This window comes from Streptomyces sp. NPDC001108 (assembly GCF_053598535.1).
Genome location: NZ_JBSFKL010000005.1, coordinates 190,127 through 207,637 on the forward strand (window position 1 = coordinate 190,127; position 17,511 = coordinate 207,637).

The window sequence follows — 17,511 nt, forward strand, 5'->3', positions numbered from 1 at the left end:
CCGAAGGCTGACCGGAGACGCTTGAAGTTTTTTTGGGTACCAAAACTGCAACTGAGTCCGACAGTAGCACGCCGCGGCGGATTGTGCGTGTCACATTTAATTCCCGTGCGCGCTGCGGCAGGAACTCTCCCGGTAAGGGCTGTCAAAGTCTGAGACCGCCGACATAGATATTCATTTACCTCGGGCATGTCTCTGCCGTACTTGAGAATGCCGTGCGCCATGTCGAACATGCCGCGGTCGCCGCGGGGCCCGGTACGCAGCAGGGCCCCTGGACGGCAGCAGGGCCCCGGGACGGCGGCAGGGCCAGAACCGCGCGTCGTGGTTCCGGCCCTGCTGCGTGCGGTGCCGCCCTCCGGCGGCGGTCGTCAGCTCTGCGCGTTGCCGTCACCCGTCAGCCCGGCACCCTCGGCACCCTCGGCCGCGCCGGCCTTCTCGCGCATCTTGCGCACCAGCTCCGCCTTCCGGTCGGCGGCACCCTGACGGTCGAGGTTGCGGTGCGGACCGTTGTTCTCCCGTTCGGCGCGGGACAGCCTCTTGCGCTGGCCGCCGCCCATGCCCACAGGGTTGTTGATGTTCTTGCTCACGGTCATGGGTTCTCCGGAATGAGGTGAAGTGATCTGGCGATTGAACGGTGCGGAACGGGCGTGGCGACGCCGAGGGACGTCAGCAGAGGCCCGGCCCGGACAAAGTGGTAGGGGTGTGCGTTGCGTTGCCCAGGGGCGCGGCAGTTGTTCAGATGGCGGCCGAGAGCACCTTGACCGCAAGGGGCCGGTAGTCGTCATCGCTCGCCTCCGCGACGTACCCGAGTGCCCCCAGCATGCAGAGGATCGTCGACGCCATTCGTTCCTGAATGCGACCCGCTGCCGCGACCACCGGGTCATCGAGTCGTTGTCCCCGGAGAGCCTCGATTGTTGCTTCCCGGAGGGAAGGGTGTACCTCCCAGTGGAGCCAGATGCCGCCTGCGGCGTCGTCGAATTCATCCACTTCGACTCTCAGTCCGCCTACCGACGCTTCCCGATGCTGATTCTGCTGGCCGGATACGACGAGCCCGGACCGGGCCAGGTCCGCCGCAACCGCTGCGGCGAGCCCACGGAGGCGGTCGGCTTCGCTTGGCGCGAGTGGCCGCAGCCCCCATTCGTTCTCTTCCGTCACGGCGGACACGGTACAGCCGAGGCCCGTGGACCCACGGAGCCGGACCTCTTTGTGCGGGTGTGACTGCTCAGGCGGACGGTGCACCCCGCACATGGCGCACCAGCTGTTCGAGCGCGTGCCAGCTCTCGGCGGTCTCTCCGTCCCCGAGCGGGTAGTAGAAGCCGGGGCGGGCGTCCGGCCCCAGTCGCACCGGGCGTTCCTCGAGCGGTGTTCTGCTCGCGGTATCGCGCCCTGCCTCCCGGACCTCGTCGGGACCCAGTACGAAGGCGTAGGGCAGTGGTGGGTCTTCGAAGTGGGGTGGGGCGCTCAAGTCTTGGCGTGCCGAGCGGAGTTGGCACAGCATGGTCTTCAGCCCGTGCCGGGTCACCAGGTCGTCGGCCAGTTCCGGCAGTGCTTCCAGGGGCGGCTTCTCGCCGGGTCCGTAGCCCACTGTGAGGGTGATGTCCTCCTCGACGCCTTCCGGTGTGCGGATCACGCGCAGGGTGGCGAGGGCGGGACGGTCCGGGGCGCCGACGACCACCATCCAGGTGGGCTTCGGGGCACGCCCGTACGCCAGCTCGGTCAGCTGTCGTTTCGACCAGGACAGACCAGCCGGTTCCGACGTTCCCCAGCCGGTCGGCGGGCCGCCCGCCAGCGCCTGCCAGGCGGCTTCCAGCGCGCCGCCGAGAACGAGGTCCGCCCGGGGAGCGTGCAGGGTCCGGAAGAAAACGACGAGCTGACGCTCGCCGCTGGGCCGAACCTCTGCGAAGGCGTCCGCCACCAGGGTCTCCCCGTTCGCATCCCGGACCGGGGAGAAGGCGTCGCCCTGCCAGCGCAGCACTGCACCGGTCAGTCCGTCGTAGTAGCCGCACCGTTCGTCCTGGACCACCCAGCGCGAGGAGGTGGACTGCAGCAGCGTGCGGGTGGGCAGGGAGAGCCGGCTGTGCGGCGGGGTGACGATCTGAAGGGACCGGTCGCTGTCCACGGTGGCCCGCAGTGCCTCGGAGAGCCAGCTGGTCATGGGGACGACCGGCCGGTCCTGGAGGACAACGGCAGCCTTGTCGGTGAGCATGTCGACGGCCGGCTGGGCAGCGGCGGGAGCCGGTACGGCGGTGATGCCGGAGACATCGACCGGGCTGGCCGCACCGACGGTGCCGGGGGCATCCGACGGCCAAACCCTGCCGCCCAGAAGCAGGGTCAGCCGGGCTGCGAAGGCGCCCGCGAGCTGTTCGGCCTGGGGAACCCCCGCGGCGGCACGGGCCTCGACCCACCACGCCGGACCACCGCCGGACGGCTCGAAGCCGGGCCCCAGCAGCCGAGCCGCCTCACCCCGCGCCTGGAGCAGCAGCGGCACCTCGATCGAGACGAGCGGCCGCCCCCCGGCATCACACAGCTGGACCACGGCCCCCTCACCGGCAGTCTCGACCAGCAGATCCGGGCCGCCCGCGAGCAGGCCGGCCAGCACACTCAGCGCATCCGGCATGCGCTCGGTGAGCGCGATCACGTCCTTGGTCATGAAGTTTTCCTCAGGACAACGTGGGCCAGGTCGGGTACCAGCCGAGCACCGCATTGGTGAGGCCTGACCTCTGCTCGTCGCTGACGTCGGGCGCCTTGAGCCCGGTCTCCTCTGCTCCGCGACAGTGTCGGCCCTCGGGAAGGGTTTCGAAGTCCCGCACTTGGCTAACCGGGCGGCAGTGGCTGCTCCGGTGCATCGTTGAACAGATAATCGTACATGCCGCGAAGATAGGATTGCAGGGTTTCCCTGTCGGGAAATTCGATATCAGTCAGTCGCTCGTATTCGGCCGGCCCAAAGGATTCGTCTGAAATGATCTCCTCGAATCCTGTGCGGATCAAATCAACGTAGGAATCGCTGAAGCTCAACAAAGTGGGCCTCAGGTCGCCACTTGTCTCATATCCTCGCTCAAGGTCCAGGTTCACTCTGATGAAATTCTTGAAGCGTGCGTCCATTGGAATCCTTCTCTACGGATGCCGACCGCGGGCCGGGTTGGCGAACATGGTGTGCAGGCGGTACTGCCCGTCGGGGAGCAGTCGGTACACAGGTACGATGGTTCCACCCTCAAAATTCACCGGCTTGAATTCGTTCAGGTTGGCAGGGTCGCGATAATAGCCGGTGAATCGACTCTCGGCACCGGGCCCGAGCACATCACTGATCGGTGTCTCCATCGGCTCACTTCCGGTACGCGCCATTTCTTCGCGGAAGTAGGCGTCGGCGCGCACCATGTCTTCCGCATTGTCGAAACGCGTCGCGAACGCGCCGACTCGGTGTGCGCCGCCGGTCACACCGTCCACCGCAGTACCGGTCAATGGGTCGATGTTGTTTTCCGACTTTACCAGCCCCGGATAGTTCGAGTTCGGCCCGTACATTTTTGGTGCCCCGTTATTGTCTCGGAGAACCGTGCCGAGCCGGTCGGTCAGGACTTGGTCGTTCGGGTAGAGGTGCCGGCCTGGCGCGTGGCCCTGTCCTCCCCTCCGGTCGTCCAACTCCGTAATGCGTTCGTCGACGGCCTTGGGGTCCATCGGCGGGTGTCCCGCACCACTTTGCAAAGAATTGGGTGCGTCGCCGTGGCTGCCTGTGTCGGAGCCGCCCGAGGCATCGTGGCTCCCGCTATCCCCCTCGTGGGGGAGGCCCGAGCCGACGCCATGGCCGTCTCCGCCGGTTGTGCTGGGCTCGCTATGGGTGGCGGTTCCACCGCCCGTTGCGCTGGTGCCAGTGCCCCCGGGAGGCCCGGAGCCATTGCCGCCTGGTGTCGTGTGGCTGTTGCGGACTGTGTTGTCGGCCGTGCTGCCCGGGGTGTGGGGCGCCGCGCTTCCTGGGTGCGCCGAGTTGGTCGGGTGGCTCGCCGAGTTCTCCGCGCGGCCGGGTCCGCCCGCGCCCTCGAGCACCTTCTCCTCGCCGGGGATGGTCTCGTGCGTGTTGGGCAAGTCGTCCTTGTGCGGCTCCGGGACGGGGTGGGTATCGGGAACGACATTGCCGTGCTCGTCCCTGATGTACGCGTCGTCGCCGATGATGCGCTTGTTGCCCGCGTGGTCGATGTATTCACGGCCGGGAGACGGAACCCCGGTGGGTGCGTTGCGGGCCATGTCGTCGATACCGGCCTGGCTGGCCTTCAGGCCCTCCATGAAGTCGCCGACCTTCAGCTTGGTGACACCCGCTGCCTTGCCCAGGTAACTCATCGGATCGACGAGCACGCCCGCCTTCCCCAGCGCTGTCACGGCCTCTGCGCCCACACCCAGCTTTCCGGCCTTGCCGAGTTTGAGTAACGAGCCTGAACCGAGCGTCGCACCGTTGAAAAGCACCGCCCCGACCGCCCGTGAAGGATCCTTGTCCCACTCGTCCCATGCGACCAGCGACTTGCTGAAGTTACGCAGAACCGCCTTCTGCTTCTCGCGGTCACTGTGGTCGACCGGACCGAACATCTTGTCCATGGCCCAGTCGTAGGGGGTGATGAGGTAGGCGCTGACACCTCCAAAGGTATTGCCGATGCTTGACCAGGTGTTCTTGAAATTATCCCAGTCGAACACGTTGACCATGCTTCCCAGGCCCTTGAGGGTGCCCCAGACGCCATCGACGAAGAACCCCTTCAGTCCGCCGCCGACGTGGTCCTTCGTCCACTCCCACGCAGCCCGCAGACCCGTGTATTCACGCTCGTCGACCGTTCCCCAGGGTGTTTCCGTGGCGTCCTTGACGTCGCTTTCCTTGAAGCCGTACATGCCGGCCTTGTGTGACCCGTCATCGACAACGAAGCGCGTACCGCCCACCAACGAAGTGATTTTGTTGGCCGCATCACGCTCGACGCCCTGGAACGCCACCCATGTCGTGCCGACCTCACGGACAAGACGCGCGTTCTCGTCGATCTTGTCCTGATCCTTCTGCCAGTCGTCGTCTTCCTTGTTCTCCGCGACGAACCTCTCCGCATCCTCGCGGAGCTGCTTCATCTTGGTCACCAGCGGACGGGCGGTCGACGCGAACTCCGTCAACGCACCACTGACGGACTCCAGCTTTTTCGCGAACTCATCCGCCCCGTCCCGGACCGGGATGGTCGAATTAAGTAACTCTTCCTGCTCGGGAGCGTCATAGACCGCGTCCAGAGCTTGGAAAGCGTTGTGAGTGTCCTTGCCCGTGCCACGAATACTGGAGGCGGTCGTCTTCAGTGAAGTCGCCTGCGTCTCCAAGGTCTCCAGATCGCCTGTGAAGGTCGGAATCTTCTCCAGGTCAATCATTTCTTGAGGCCCTTCAGCTCTTCCGGAGTCGGAGCCTTGGAATACTGCTCCTGCTTGTTCCTCGCCATCTCCAGGTCGCCCTTGATGTACTCCTCAGTGGCCAAGCGCGCCCCGGTGATGGATTTCCCCGTCCGGACGGCAAGGAACTTCAAGTCGCCGCTCGTATGGTTCTGGAACTCCTGCAGCGCCTGAGCCACGGGACCGAACGCACCGCCCTTGGGGATTTCGGTCCCGCCCAGAACCATCGTTCCCGCACTCGTCGCGGCCCCCAGCAGGTCTTCGTCGTACGAGGTGAACTCTTCCTCGAACTCACCACCGACCTCGCCCGTCCTGCTCAGAACTCCGCGAACACCATCCGGCTTGATGTCCCACTTGGACACGGTCCCCCCGCTCCGTAAACGTCTCTTTCCAATGCCCCGGCGTCCGCCGATGGCTCCGACGGCGTCCGTGGCCCTGACCGGCGGCTGGTGCGCCGTGCCGTTGCTGTACCCAACGTCGAGCGCGCGATGGTCAAGCAGGTGTCGGTCACCATCTCGTGTCAGTCGCCGGTCCGGTCAACATCGCTCGGTCGCACCGCACTTCACGAGCTGGACTCCGCCGCTTCCCGGGGCCCGCCGTCCGGTCGCCGTGGCCTGCACCGGTGCGTCATGTCTATCAGCAGGGCATTACCATTTGCAAAGTGAATAGAGGAACGTCCACATATCTTTTACCGTAGCAATGGAATTCATGAGGGAATCAGCCACGGCTGCAATGAGTTTGCGGCAAATTGTGGCTCGGCCGGACAGATGAGCAGCCGCGCCCGGCAGGGACGATATGACAGCTGACCTCGGCGGGAGTCGGGCATCGCGCCGGCCACCGTGACCGCTCCCCGTGTCGGCAAGCACAACGTGGTCGCAGGAGGGCTGCTCGTGGCGACCGTCGGCTGCGTCACGCTGACTGCGCTCCATGCGACTCGGGAATCGGCCACCTCGTCAGCGGTGTGGCCGTCGTCACCGAGGTGATCCTTTCCGCCGCGCCCCCGGAACGGGTCGGGGCGGCCTCGGCCCTCGCCGAGACCTCGGCCGAATTCGGTGGTGCCCTGGGCATCGCACTCCTGGGCGGCATCTGCACCGCCGTCCACCGTTCGGAACTGTCCGCCACGGCTCCCGACGACCTCACGCCCGAAACGCTGGAGATTGCGAAGGGCACCCTCGGCGGCGCGGACGAGACCGCCGCAGCCCTCCCGCCGGGCATCGCGAACTGCCTGCGGAGCGCGGCCTTCGACACCTTTGCCCGGGAGGTCGGACCGCCTCGGTGATCAGCGCTGTCCTGATGGCCGGGGCGGCGATCCTCGCTGCCCTCCGAGCGAACGAACCATGGCCCCCGCCCGTGCCGGAGGAAGGGCGCGAGGCTGTCCGAAGGGCTGGACAACGACGGAGCCCCAGGTCGCTGACCTGGGGCTCCGTGGAAGAGCGGGTGACGAGAATCGAACTCGCGCTCTGAGCTTGGGAATCACCGATGCCCGTCTCGATCATCTAGCGCCTGACCTGGGAAAACGCGTCCTTGTGTCGGCTTTCCATCGGCTCGATGGGCACCCGTTTTGACCGTTGTTCACCGCCACCAAGGGCATGGATGGGGCACGGGATCGGAGGGCGGGCCGCAGCAGGTGTCATCTCCGCACGCTGTGGGGCAGGTAGATCATGCGTGCCCCGACGACGGGGCGGGGGCGGAGCCGGGGCTGCGGGGAGGCGCCACCGTCCGTCTCCCAGGCGTCCTCACGGGCCCCTTCCTCCCGCAGGAGGCGATCTGTCTCGTGCTCCTCGGACATCAGGGAGCCGGTGGTGCGGACGTTGCCCGGGGCGGACGCGGCGGCCATGAGGCGCGCGGCGGAGGCGGATTCGGTTTCCGGCGGGATCACGAGCAGGTCGCAGCGGCCGAGGCTGTACGAGAGCAGGATCATCGTGTCGGGGGCCTGGCCGGCGAACCAGCCCACGTGCACGGCGTAGCCGCCGACGGGGACCTTACGCAAAGCAACAGGCCAGGAGGCCGGGTTCGCGGTGATGCGCGTGACGCGTCCGAAGCGGTCCCGCAAAGCCTCCACCAGGGGAAGCAACTCGTCGGCGAGATCGCGTGAGTACGGCCACCAGGCACCGTCCAGCAGGCCGACCACGGCGGTGTTCGGGGTCAGGGCCAGGCGCGCCTGACGGGTGGGAGCAGTGGTGCTGGTCATGAGACCGGGACCCGTCCCCGGGGCGCCCGGGGCGCCCCGGCTTAGTGAGCGCCGGGAACGACGTCCGCGTGACAGCGGGTGTACGAAGTGCTCCCGGTACTTCCAACGTACTCCGCGGCGAAGCCGGACGCGCCGGGTCCCCGTCGCCCTCGTCCGCGCCACTCGATGAGGACGAGGGTCGCGTCGTCGGTGGTGACCCCGCCGCGGGCCCTTCTGAGCGTGTGGGAGAGGTCGCGTGCCACGGCCCGTACATTCCGGTCGGCCCGGTCCAGCCGGTGGACCCAGTCGATCAGCCGGCCCTCGCCGAACTCCTCCTGCCCGCTCTCGTGTTCCTCGATCAGGCCGTCGGTGAAGCAGAGGATCCGGTCCCCGGGTTCGAGCGCCACCTCACTGACCTGCGGCTGGTCTCCGCCGAAGCCGACGGGGAGGGTGGTGGGGCTGTCGAGGCGGCGTACGACACGGTGGTGGCGGATCAGCATGGGGGCGGGGTGTCCGGCGTTGACCCACTGGAGGAGGCCGGTGCCGGTGTCGAGCCGCAGCATCTGGGCGGTGACGAAGTGGTCGGGGGCGAACTGCTCGGCGACGGCCTGGTCCATGAAGAGGTAGATCTCGGAGAGTTCGACACTGGTGCGGCGGGCGTGCCGGTACGCGCCGATGGCGACCGTCGCCATGGTCGCCGCGTCGAGGCCGTGGCCCATGGCGTCGATCATGGCGAGGTGGAGGACGTCGCCGTTCAGGGCATAGTCGAAGCTGTCGCCGGCCACGTCGTAGGCGGGTTCCAGGACTCCGGCGACGGCGACGTGGGGCATCGTCATGGCGAGCGGTGGCAGGAGCGACCATTGGATCTCGGCGGCGACGCTCATCGCTTCGCCCCGGCGGGTGCGGAAGAAGAGGTCGGTGTAGCCGTTCTTGGTCCGGATGGTGTCGGCGGCCAGGGCGGAGAGCCTGCGCAGGAGGCGGCGGGCGTCGTCGTCGACCGCGTCGAGGGTGACGGCCAGGACGCCGGCCTGGTCGCCGCCGTCGAGCAGCGGGACGTGGACCCGCACCCCCTCGACCACCGGCACCTCGACAGAACGCGAGGTGAGGAAGCAGTGACCGGCCGCCGAACCGTCGATGGGTACGGGATCGCCGTCAGCCAGTCCGTCCCCGGCGAGGGGGATCAGGCTCCGCTGCCCGTAGTCCTGGAGCAGGATCTGCGGGTCCCGGCCGCCGATCCGGGCGAGGACGTCGAAGAGGGCCGGCCCCACCCGATCGGGCGGCAGCGCGTGGGCGTGGTCCAGGAATCCGCCCAGCAGCACCTCCCCGAAGCTCTCCGAGCGGTCGGGGCCCCCGTCCTCGTGCGGTCCGACGGTCATCCGGGGGCCTCCAGGCGGGCAGCGGGGCAACACCCTGGTCCGGTGCCGACTGGCCGATCCCTCGGCATCGCGGTGCGGCTTCCAGGATGCTCCGCGGCGGCCGGGGCCGCCACGCGCGCCCGACGGCCCGGTTGACTGATCAGGGTTCCTGGGAGTGGGGCCCGGTGCCGCTCGGGGGCCTGCTGGTGGCCAGCCAGGACCGGGCCGGTTCGGCGGTGTGGGCGGTGTCGACGGTGAGATGGAGGCGGGTGCCCCCGCCAGGGGCGGGGTAGCTGCGCTGCTCGTCACCGGCGAAGCAGTGACGGAGGACATCGGCCACCATCCGGGCGGCGTCCGGGGTGGCGGCGACGATGCGGACTTCGGCGTATCCGGGCGGCGGCAGGGCTTCGGCTTCCGGCTCGTTGCGGTCCAAGGCGGCATCGTCCTTTCCCGTCGAAGGCCAGGCTGGTCGTGTCTCTGTACGTCCACGGTACGTCCGAAGGCCCGGCGCCGATCGGTTCTGCGGCGGGGAGCGGCACGTCCGTGAGTCCTTCCGGAGTACGGTGAAAGAACGGGGCCGCCGCCCCGCTCACCGGTTCGGCTTCCGCCGTAGCACCGGTCGGAGCGGCAGCGGACCGCCCGTGGACGGACGGCCCGGCCATGACCGACACAGGCATTCCCCACGCGCCCCCGCGCCTTCTGCCAGACGAGATCCACCGGGCCGTCGGACCGGGTATCGCACTGCTCCGACTGGAGACGACGGGGTCCCGGCAGAGCCTGCTCGACGGGGCCTGGTGGCCGCGCTCACGTGACGTGGAGCGAGAGCTCCCGCCGCTGATCACCGCCCTGACCGAACACCTCGGACCCCTCACCCGGGTAGGTCTGGACGCCTCGGCCTGGAACGTCATCCCGACCCGCCTGGTCGTCGACGACCGGGTCGTGCACCTCGACTCCTTCCCCGTCGGCGACGACACCGTCCTGATCACCCGCGGCGACAACGACCACTTCTCCCTCATGGTCGTCCCGCCCGCCACCACGCCCGAGGCCGCCCGCATGGCCATGGCCCGCGCCGTCCACGCCGACAACGCCACCCAGGCCGCCGAGATCCTCCTCGCCGAACTCCACCACGCCGCGGCCCCGTCGGTCGGCACCACCCTGGAGAACGACGAAGTCCCAGGTCGCTGACCTGGGGCTTCACAGAAGAGCGGAGGACGGGAATCGAACCCGCGCCATAAACTTGGGAATCACCGGAGCCCATCTCTATCATTCGAGCTCTGACCTGCGGAAACGTCCTCGCGGATGGGGGTCTCGCTGGCCTTGAGATACCTGCGTTGACCGCTGTTTACCGCCCTGAAGGGCACGGATGGGGCACGTGCCCAGTAGGTGTGGCGGTGCTAGCGATTTCGTGGCCGTCGTCGTGAGGTCTGGGCCCGCTCGGCTGACGACCAGCCTCTCACTCTGCAGGCGAGAACGATCACCGAGCGCGGTACGAGCCACCGGGCCGGCCAGGGGGCGAGTTCGGCGATGGAGTGGGGGCTCAACTCTGGGCCTTGCCGCGCGACGGACTTGTTTGGGAGGCCGTAGCCGCGGTGGATTGGCCCCCGGACGGCGTCCAGTCGCGCGCCCGGAGCGCCTGCCTGCCTGTCGGCTGCTGATGGGCGAAGGGCCTTGTGCCCTGGGGGCTCTGGTGAGACGCTTGGAGCGGCTTTCGCGTGCCCGGAAACGGCAGCGCGAACAGCAGGGCGAAGGAGTTCACTCCTCGCCCTTTTTTCATGCCCGCTGAGAGGCGCCGCCTTCCGGGTTTACGTTGCCTTGCGACCTCTTCTCCAGGCCCCGTTCGACATCGGACGGGGCCTTTCGCACGCCCGCACACAGCGGGCTTCTGAAAGGCAGGTCCCATGCAGCCCGACTTCAGCCACGATGCGGAAGCCGCCGCGATCTACCGTCTCCTTCGTTCCGAGCCCACCGTGGCAACCGCGGAAGGAAAGCCGTCACCCGCGAGAATGCCCCGTCGCCGCACGAGGCCCGCTACTGCGGCGGACATCGCCCGGCAGGAGGGGCTCGACCTGGGGCTGGAACGTCGGTCACCCAGCCGGACCGCCAACAGGCCGGAGCGTCGACGGAACGGTCAGCGACAGGCTGAGCCGAGCGTGGAGGCGTTCGTGTTCGACCTCGCCATGTCTACGTTGCCGGGCTGCGACCGCGATACGGCATGGAGTTTGGCGAAGGCCTGGGCCAAGTCCGGTTGTGTGGGCCGGGCCGAGGTCCTCGGGTGGGCGGCCATCATCGGGGTGCGACACCCGCACGCCGTCGGACAACTGCGGGCCCATGGCGTCACCGCCGACATGCTGGAACTCCGTATCGGCGGAACCACCGCTCGAAGCCGACTCCGCAACGGGGAGAGCGCCGGCGGCGTGATCGCCGGTCTGCTGGAGCTGTGTGATGGGAACGCTGCCGCCGCCTGATCCGGACCGTCGTCGGCCGGTGGTCGATTCCAGCAGCGCTCGACCACCGGCAGGCGGGGGTCAGGCCGGAGGCGCCTCGTGGCTTGTGTGGGTGCGGCGGTGGAGCACCTTGCTCAGTGCGACGCCTGGCTCTGGAGCCCGCTCGTCACCCAGTGATGCCTGGCCATCCGTAGCGGGATAAGGACGGGGCCTCCGTTCTGGTACGCCGCCAGGGCCTGCATGGTGGTCGGGAACGAGGGCTCGGGCAGGCGGTTCGCGGCGACCCACTGAGCAGTCAGGTGCTTGTTCGGCTCCGTGTTGATCAGCTCGCCGGTCCAGGTTTCGGTGGCGAAGACGAAGACGACGAGCTGGCCGGCCTGGTCCCAGCCCTGTTCGACGTGGACGACGTGGACGAGCGAGAGATCGGCCGGGTCGACGAGCAGGCCGGTCTCCTCCTTGAGTTCGCGGGCGGCGGCCTCGTCGAGCTGAAAGACCTGATGGTCCGCGCAGGCCAGTCCTCCGAGCGGGCCCAGCTGATCTACCAGCACTCCACCAAGGCCCACCAGCGCAAGCTCGCCGACGACATCGACGCCGACGTTCGCCGTCGGCGTGCGGTGGCTGCCCGGGGCCCGGAGGGCGGCGCGGCTGCCACCGTTCACCAGCTCTTGCCTCCGTTCCCGGCGTCGCCGGAAAGCGCACGAAGGAGGTGACGTGGATCACTCGATGCGCGTCCTGATATTCGAGAGTGCGCAATATCGCGTGGTCGCGGAGCGTGCGCCAGAACTCAATCTGACGTCCCGTTATGGCGCGTATGGCACGCGAATGGCACGCGAGCTCGGAGAGGTCTAGACAACAAACAAGGCCCTGGTCTCTGACCAGGGCCTTCATCGTGGAGCGGGTGACGAGAATCGAACTCGCGCTCTGAGCTTGGGAAGCTCATGTTCTACCATTAAACTACACCCGCGAAAGCAGCCCGCCCGATCGGCGGCTACCGTCGCACACTGTACCCCATGCCAGGTCCCCGGCGTTTGAGCCGTGGGGCCTTCTTGGTGTGAGGGGCGGGTGGACGCGGGTGCGGGGGGCGGGAGTTGGGGCGTAGCGTGGGGGGTCGGAGTGCCGCGTGGAGCGGCGTCCCGTTCATCCCCTAATGTGGCGGTCTCGTCCACGGTTTGGTTGGGGAAGGGACTTGATGGACTCCATGGAGCGCACCGTCGTCCGCTGTGCCGAAGGGCACGTTTTCGCTACCGCTACGTTCCCGATGCAGCAGCTCGGGGCCGGGCGGATCGGTCCGGGGCGGCTCATCCGCTGTCCGCGCTGTGCGCGGCTGCGGCATGCCGTGCCCGTGGTTTCCGTGCGGCGGTAGCGGTTGACGGCAGGCGCGCGGGCGGACCTGATTGGGGTGGGCCCGCGCGTTCTGCGTATCCTCGGGACGTGCTTCTCTCAGATAAGGACATCCGGGCCGAGATCGACGCCGGACGTGTACGCATTGATCCGTTCGACACGTCGATGGTGCAGCCGTCGAGCATTGATGTGCGGCTCGACCGCTACTTCCGGGTGTTCGAGAACCACCGCTATCCGCATATCGACCCGGCCGTCGAGCAGGCTGATCTGACCCGCATGGTCGAGCCGGACGGGGACGAGGCCTTCATCCTGCACCCCGGTGAGTTCGTTCTGGCCTCGACGTACGAGGTCGTTTCGCTGCCGGACGATATCGCCTCGCGGCTGGAGGGGAAGAGTTCGCTGGGGCGGCTCGGGCTGGTGACGCATTCGACCGCCGGCTTTATCGACCCCGGTTTCTCCGGGCACGTGACGCTTGAGCTGTCGAATCTCGCGACGCTGCCGATAAAGCTGTGGCCGGGAATGAAGATCGGGCAGCTGTGCATGTTCCGGCTGAGCTCGCCGGCGGAGTTCCCGTACGGCTCCGAGCGGTACGGGTCGAGGTACCAGGGCCAGCGCGGGCCCACCGCTTCGCGTTCTTTCATGAATTTCCATCGGACCCAGGTGTGATGCCCCGTGAGCGGTGACATGAGCGTTGACATGAGTGGTGCCGGGACGACCGACGAGCGCGAGAACCTGACCTACGAGGGGTTCGGCCGCGCGGTGCGTGAGCTGGCGCAGGCCGTGGCGGACGACGAGTTCGAGCCCGATGTGGTGCTCAGCATCGCGCGCGGCGGGGTCTTCGTCGCCGGTGGACTGGCCTACGCGCTGGACTGCAAGAACATCCATCTGGTGAACGTGGAGTTCTACACCGGAGTGGGTACCACGTTGGAAATGCCGGTCATGCTGGCACCGGTTCCGAACGCGATCGACTTCTCCGACAAGAAGGTGCTGATCGCCGACGACGTCGCCGATACCGGAAAGACGCTGAAGCTGGTGCACGATTTCTGCATCGATCACGTCGCCGAGGTGCGCAGCGCGGTCATCTACGAGAAGTCGCATTCCCTCGTGAAGTGCGAATACGTGTGGAAGAAGACCGACAACTGGATCAACTTCCCGTGGAGCGTGGAGAAGCCCGTCGTACGGCGCAGCGGGCAGGTTCTCGACGCCTGATTCGCCCCCCGGTGTGGACGAACGGCTGAAGCCCCGGCACGGGAAGTGCCGGGGCTTCAGCCGTTTGTCCCCGGGCGCGGGCCGGGGACCGTGTCAGAGCGTGCCGAGCTTGATGATCGACAGCAATGCGATGAGCTGGATCGCGGAGGCGCCCAGCGCCTTCGGCCACGGCAGGTCGTGGGATTTGCTCACCATCGAGGTGAAGAGCGCGGCCGAGGCCAGCCAGGTCGCCCAGCCGAGAATCTGGACCAGGGAGTTCTCGCCGCCGAGGAAGAGCGCGAATATCAGGCGCGGCGTGTCCGTGATCGACATGATCAGCATCGACAGGCCCACGGTCGGCTGCCAGGCCCCGTCGCCGCCGAGCTGGCGGGCGAGCGTGTGGGTGACCATGCCCAGGACCAGTCCGCCGAGGACGAAGCCGACGCCGGTGATGATCACGTACGGCACCGCGGTGGAGATCGTCGCGTGGATCGCGTCGTCGCGGGCCTGGTCGAAGCCGAAGAGCGCGAGCAGCCCGTACAGGAAGGTGACGATGAGCGCCGGGCCCCAGACGGGGTAGTCGCGCATCTGCCAGAACGTCGGTCCCGGGCGGAGCACGATGCCGCTGAGTAGCTGCTTCCACGGCAGCCGGGGGCCCGTGGGCTGGGCGGGGGCCTGGCCGGCGCGGTAGGTGTCGCCGGGGCCGTACGGGTCCTCGCCGATGCTGAAGGCCTGGGTGTGGCCGGGGGCGTCGGCGTACGGGTCGCCCGGCTGCGGGGAGCCGTGGGGGTGGTGCGGATTCTGGGGGTGCTGGTACGGGTCGCCGAAGTACTCCGGCTCACCGTGGCTGCCGCCGTGACCGCTGCCGTGACCGCCGCCGTGCCCCTGCCCGTAGCCGCCCTGGACGCCGCCGTACCCCGGCTGGCCGCCGTTGCCGTAGCCGCCGTTGTTGTACGGGGGCGGGGCCGCGTTGCCTCCCGCCGGGGGCCATGACTGCTGACCGTACGGCGGTGGTGCCTGTGTGCCGTACGGCTGCTGCCGCGGTTGCTGTTGCGCCTGCTGCGGGGTGCGGTTGTCCCGGCCGCGTCCGATCCTGAATCCAGCCACGTCACTGAACGTACCTGGTCCGGGCCGGGACGGTCAGAGGGCCTGGGGTGCGGGCCCGCCATTGCGGCCGAGCTGTGACATCCCCTAGGGGAACCCCGGGGGGCCTGCCCCCGGGCCGGAAAAGGCGGCAGCGGCCGGTCCCGCCCCCGAGGCGGATCCGGCCGCTGCCGACGCGCGGTCCGTACGGAACTACTTCACCGGTTCCGGCTCCGGAGCATCCTCCGACTCGGCCTCCCCGGCGGGGTCGGCCGGGGTCTTGACCGAGTCCAGCAGCAGCTGCGAGACGTCGACGACCTGGACCGACTCCTTCGCCTGGCCGTCGTTCTTCTTGCCGTTGACCGAGTCGGTCAGCATGACCAGGCAGAACGGGCAGGCGGTGGAGACGATGTCCGGGTTCAGCGAGAGGGCCTCGTCGACGCGCTCGTTGTTGATGCGCTTGCCGATCCGCTCCTCCATCCACATCCGGGCGCCGCCGGCGCCGCAGCAGAAGCCCCGCTCCTTGTGGCGGTGCATCTCCTGCTGGCGCAGACCGGGGACCTTGTCCATGATCTCGCGCGGCGGGGTGTAGATCTTGTTGTGGCGGCCCAGGTAGCACGGGTCGTGGTACGTGATCAGGCCCTCCACCGGGGTCACCGGGATCAGCCTGCCCTCGTCGATGAGGTGCTGGAGCAGCTGGGTGTGGTGGATGACCTCGAACTCGCCGCCGAGCTGCGGGTACTCGTTGGCGATGGTGTTGAAGCAGTGCGGGCAGGTCGCGACGATCTTCTTGGCCGACTTGGCCTTCTTCGTGGAGTCGTCTTCGTCGTCCTCGCCGAACGCCATGTTCAGCATCGCGACGTTCTCCTGGCCGAGCTGCTGGAACAGCGGCTCGTTGCCCAGGCGGCGGGCGGAGTCACCGGTGCACTTCTCGTCGCCGCCCATGATCGCGAACTTGACGCCCGCGATGTGCAGCAGCTCCGCGAAGGCCTTGGTGGTCTTCTTCGCCCGGTCCTCCAGGGCGCCGGCGCAGCCGACCCAGTACAGGTAGTCGACCTCGGTGAGGTCCTCGACGTCCTTGCCGACGATCGGGACCTCGAAGTCGACCTCCTTGGTCCACTCGACGCGCTGCTTCTTGGCCAGCCCCCAGGGGTTGCCCTTCTTCTCCAGGTTCTTGAGCATCGTGCCCGCCTCGGACGGGAACGCGGACTCGATCATCACCTGGTAGCGGCGCATGTCGACGATGTGGTCGATGTGCTCGATGTCGACCGGGCACTGCTCGACGCAGGCGCCGCAGGTGGTGCAGGACCACAGGACGTCCGGGTCGATGACGCCGTTCTCCTCGACGGTGCCGATCAGCGGGCGCTCGGCTTCGGCGAGGGCCGCGGCCGGTACGTCCTTCAGCTGCTCCTCGGACGCCTTCTCCTCGCCCTCCATGGTCTTGCCGCCGCCGGCCAGCAGGTACGGGGCCTTGGCATGCGCGTGGTCGCGCAGCGACATGATCAGGAGCTTGGGGGAGAGCGGCTTGCCGGTGTTCCAGGCGGGGCACTGCGACTGGCAGCGGCCGCACTCGGTGCAGGTGGAGAAGTCGAGGATGCCCTTCCAGGAGAACTGCTCGACCTGCGAGACGCCGAAGACGGCGTCGTCGGCCGGGTCCTCCCAGTCGATCTCCTCGCCGCCCGAGGTCATCGGCTGGAGCGCGCCGAGCGCCGTCGCGCCGTCCGCGTTCCGCTTGAACCAGATGTTCGGGAAGCCGAGGAAGCGGTGCCAGGCGACACCCATGTTGGTGTTGAGCGAGACGGTGATCATCCAGATCAGCGAGACGCCGATCTTGATCATCGCGACGAAGTAGATGAGGTTCTGCAGCGTGCCCGTCGCCAGCCCCTTGAAGGCGAGCACCAGCGGGTACGAGACGAAGTACGACGCCTCGTAGCCCTCCACGTGGTGGATCGCGCCCTCCAGACCGCGCAGGGTCAGGATCGCGAGGCCGATGGTGAGGATGACGTACTCGACGAAGTACGCCTGCCAGGCCTTGGAGCCCGCGAAGCGGGACTTGCGGCCGGCCCGGGAGGGCAGGTTCAGCAGCCGGATGGCGATCAGCACGAGGATGCCGACCGTCGTCATCAGACCGATGAACTCGGTGTACATCTCGAACGGGGCCCAGTCGCCGATGATCGGCAGGACCCAGTCGGCCTGGAAGAGCTGCCCGTACGCCTGGACCAGGGTCGGCGGCAGGGTCAGGAAGCCGATGGCGACGAACCAGTGCGCGAAGCCGACGATCCCCCACCGGTTCATCCGGGTGTGGCCGAGGAACTCCCTGACCAGGGTGATCGTGCGCTCTTTGGGATGATCGGTGCGGCTGCCTGCCGGAACCGGTTGGCCGAGCTTGACGAACCGGTAGATCTGCGCGACGGCTCGGGCGATGAGCGCAACGGCGACGACGGTCAGCACCAGCGACACGATGATCGCGGCGAGTTGCATTTGGGGGCTCCTCGGGCCTGCGAGGGTGGGACCCAGTGTCGATGAGCGGATACTGGGA

General features: G+C 67.9%; 17 protein-coding genes, 1 tRNA gene and 1 pseudogene. 6 read left to right on the plus strand and 13 right to left on the minus strand.

Going from position 1 to position 17,511, the window contains the following annotated elements; genetic code table 11:
• Nucleotides 1–365: 365 nt before the first annotated feature.
• From ACWC97_RS14305 to ACWC97_RS14330, 6 genes are all read right to left on the minus strand, one after another.
• A complete protein-coding gene (locus ACWC97_RS14305) occupies nt 366–590 on the minus strand; it encodes a DUF6243 family protein (RefSeq protein WP_450649416.1) in 225 nt (74 codons plus the stop codon).
• Between the two features lie 142 nt (nt 591–732).
• On the minus strand, nt 733–1,152 hold the full coding sequence (locus ACWC97_RS14310; protein ID WP_450649418.1) for a hypothetical protein: 420 nt from the start codon (nt 1,150–1,152) through the stop codon (nt 733–735).
• Nucleotides 1,153–1,219: 67 nt separating this feature from the next.
• The gene (locus ACWC97_RS14315) at nt 1,220–2,647 is read right to left on the minus strand and encodes a DUF6177 family protein (protein ID WP_450649420.1); all 1,428 of its coding nucleotides are present in this window, start codon (nt 2,645–2,647) and stop codon (nt 1,220–1,222) included.
• Nucleotides 2,648–2,811: 164 nt separating this feature from the next.
• Entirely contained in the window at nt 2,812–3,099 is a 288-nt protein-coding gene (locus ACWC97_RS14320; RefSeq protein WP_450649422.1) for a hypothetical protein, read from the minus strand.
• 12 nt (nt 3,100–3,111) lie between these two features.
• Nucleotides 3,112–5,373: a hypothetical protein gene (locus tag ACWC97_RS14325; RefSeq protein ID WP_450649424.1), complete on the minus strand. Its 2,262-nt coding sequence runs from the start codon at nt 5,371–5,373 to the stop codon at nt 3,112–3,114.
• On the minus strand, nt 5,370–5,753 hold the full coding sequence (locus ACWC97_RS14330; RefSeq protein WP_450649425.1) for a DUF6507 family protein: 384 nt from the start codon (nt 5,751–5,753) through the stop codon (nt 5,370–5,372). Before ACWC97_RS14330 ends, ACWC97_RS14325 begins: the two co-directional genes overlap by 4 nt.
• A gap of 599 nt (nt 5,754–6,352) precedes the next feature.
• On the opposite strand from ACWC97_RS14330, the gene ACWC97_RS14335 reads away from it, so the two are divergent.
• Nucleotides 6,353–6,670: a hypothetical protein gene (locus ACWC97_RS14335; protein ID WP_450649427.1), complete on the plus strand. Its 318-nt coding sequence runs from the start codon at nt 6,353–6,355 to the stop codon at nt 6,668–6,670.
• 351 nt (nt 6,671–7,021) lie between these two features.
• Here ACWC97_RS14335 and ACWC97_RS14340 read toward each other — a convergent pair whose 3' ends face one another.
• The 3 genes from ACWC97_RS14340 to ACWC97_RS14350 form a co-directional block, all read right to left on the minus strand.
• Entirely contained in the window at nt 7,022–7,582 is a 561-nt protein-coding gene (locus tag ACWC97_RS14340; RefSeq protein ID WP_450649429.1) for a DUF5994 family protein, read from the minus strand.
• A gap of 41 nt (nt 7,583–7,623) precedes the next feature.
• Nucleotides 7,624–8,937: a PP2C family protein-serine/threonine phosphatase gene (locus ACWC97_RS14345; protein ID WP_450649431.1), complete on the minus strand. Its 1,314-nt coding sequence runs from the start codon at nt 8,935–8,937 to the stop codon at nt 7,624–7,626.
• Nucleotides 8,938–9,076: 139 nt separating this feature from the next.
• Nucleotides 9,077–9,349, minus strand: coding sequence for a hypothetical protein (locus ACWC97_RS14350; RefSeq protein ID WP_190041589.1), 273 nt, complete (start codon nt 9,347–9,349; stop codon nt 9,077–9,079).
• A gap of 227 nt (nt 9,350–9,576) precedes the next feature.
• Here ACWC97_RS14350 and ACWC97_RS14355 point away from each other — a divergent pair, with 227 nt between their 5' ends.
• Nucleotides 9,577–10,101, plus strand: coding sequence for a DUF5994 family protein (locus ACWC97_RS14355; RefSeq protein ID WP_450649433.1), 525 nt, complete (start codon nt 9,577–9,579; stop codon nt 10,099–10,101).
• Between the two features lie 713 nt (nt 10,102–10,814).
• Nucleotides 10,815–11,381: a hypothetical protein gene (locus ACWC97_RS14360; protein WP_450649435.1), complete on the plus strand. Its 567-nt coding sequence runs from the start codon at nt 10,815–10,817 to the stop codon at nt 11,379–11,381.
• 113 nt (nt 11,382–11,494) lie between these two features.
• Here the strand turns inward: ACWC97_RS14360 and ACWC97_RS14365 are convergent, their stop codons facing one another.
• The gene (locus ACWC97_RS14365) at nt 11,495–11,923 is read right to left on the minus strand and encodes an NUDIX domain-containing protein (protein WP_450649437.1); all 429 of its coding nucleotides are present in this window, start codon (nt 11,921–11,923) and stop codon (nt 11,495–11,497) included.
• Between ACWC97_RS14365 and ACWC97_RS14370 the strand changes: the two are divergent.
• Nucleotides 11,843–12,070, plus strand: a pseudogene (locus tag ACWC97_RS14370) (tyrosine-type recombinase/integrase); the annotation flags it as partial. The gene ACWC97_RS14365 and the pseudogene ACWC97_RS14370 overlap by 81 nt on opposite strands.
• Before the next feature lie 180 nt (nt 12,071–12,250).
• Here ACWC97_RS14370 and ACWC97_RS14375 read toward each other — a convergent pair.
• Nucleotides 12,251–12,324, minus strand: a tRNA-Gly gene (locus ACWC97_RS14375).
• Nucleotides 12,325–12,791: 467 nt separating this feature from the next.
• Here ACWC97_RS14375 and dcd point away from each other — a divergent pair.
• Nucleotides 12,792–13,367: a dCTP deaminase gene (dcd, locus tag ACWC97_RS14380; RefSeq protein WP_352275745.1), complete on the plus strand. Its 576-nt coding sequence runs from the start codon at nt 12,792–12,794 to the stop codon at nt 13,365–13,367.
• 18 nt (nt 13,368–13,385) lie between these two features.
• Nucleotides 13,386–13,910, plus strand: coding sequence for a phosphoribosyltransferase (locus ACWC97_RS14385; protein WP_450649439.1), 525 nt, complete (start codon nt 13,386–13,388; stop codon nt 13,908–13,910).
• 93 nt (nt 13,911–14,003) lie between these two features.
• Here the strand turns inward: ACWC97_RS14385 and ACWC97_RS14390 are convergent, their stop codons facing one another.
• Both ACWC97_RS14390 and ACWC97_RS14395 read right to left on the minus strand, forming a co-directional pair.
• Entirely contained in the window at nt 14,004–14,996 is a 993-nt protein-coding gene (locus ACWC97_RS14390) for a Yip1 family protein (protein ID WP_450649441.1), read from the minus strand.
• A gap of 189 nt (nt 14,997–15,185) precedes the next feature.
• Nucleotides 15,186–17,453: a (Fe-S)-binding protein gene (locus ACWC97_RS14395; RefSeq protein WP_352275742.1), complete on the minus strand. Its 2,268-nt coding sequence runs from the start codon at nt 17,451–17,453 to the stop codon at nt 15,186–15,188.
• Nucleotides 17,454–17,511: the final 58 nt, after the last annotated feature.

What these genes read in the sequence shown, in the direction of transcription:
- ACWC97_RS14325 (WP_450649424.1), bottom strand. Translation starts at nt 5,373, where the DNA reads ATGATTGACCTGGAGAAGATTCCGACCTTCACAGGCGATCTGGAGACC.
- ACWC97_RS14320 (WP_450649422.1), bottom strand. Translation starts at nt 3,099, where the DNA reads ATGGACGCACGCTTCAAGAATTTCATCAGAGTGAACCTGGACCTTGAG.
- ACWC97_RS14385 (WP_450649439.1), top strand. Translation starts at nt 13,386, where the DNA reads ATGAGCGTTGACATGAGTGGTGCCGGGACGACCGACGAGCGCGAGAAC.
- ACWC97_RS14315 (WP_450649420.1), bottom strand. Translation starts at nt 2,647, where the DNA reads ATGACCAAGGACGTGATCGCGCTCACCGAGCGCATGCCGGATGCGCTG.
- ACWC97_RS14340 (WP_450649429.1), bottom strand. Translation starts at nt 7,582, where the DNA reads ATGACCAGCACCACTGCTCCCACCCGTCAGGCGCGCCTGGCCCTGACC.
- ACWC97_RS14305 (WP_450649416.1), bottom strand. Translation starts at nt 590, where the DNA reads ATGACCGTGAGCAAGAACATCAACAACCCTGTGGGCATGGGCGGCGGC.
- ACWC97_RS14355 (WP_450649433.1), top strand. Translation starts at nt 9,577, where the DNA reads ATGACCGACACAGGCATTCCCCACGCGCCCCCGCGCCTTCTGCCAGAC.
- ACWC97_RS14395 (WP_352275742.1), bottom strand. Translation starts at nt 17,453, where the DNA reads ATGCAACTCGCCGCGATCATCGTGTCGCTGGTGCTGACCGTCGTCGCC.
- ACWC97_RS14360 (WP_450649435.1), top strand. Translation starts at nt 10,815, where the DNA reads ATGCAGCCCGACTTCAGCCACGATGCGGAAGCCGCCGCGATCTACCGT.
- ACWC97_RS14345 (WP_450649431.1), bottom strand. Translation starts at nt 8,937, where the DNA reads ATGACCGTCGGACCGCACGAGGACGGGGGCCCCGACCGCTCGGAGAGC.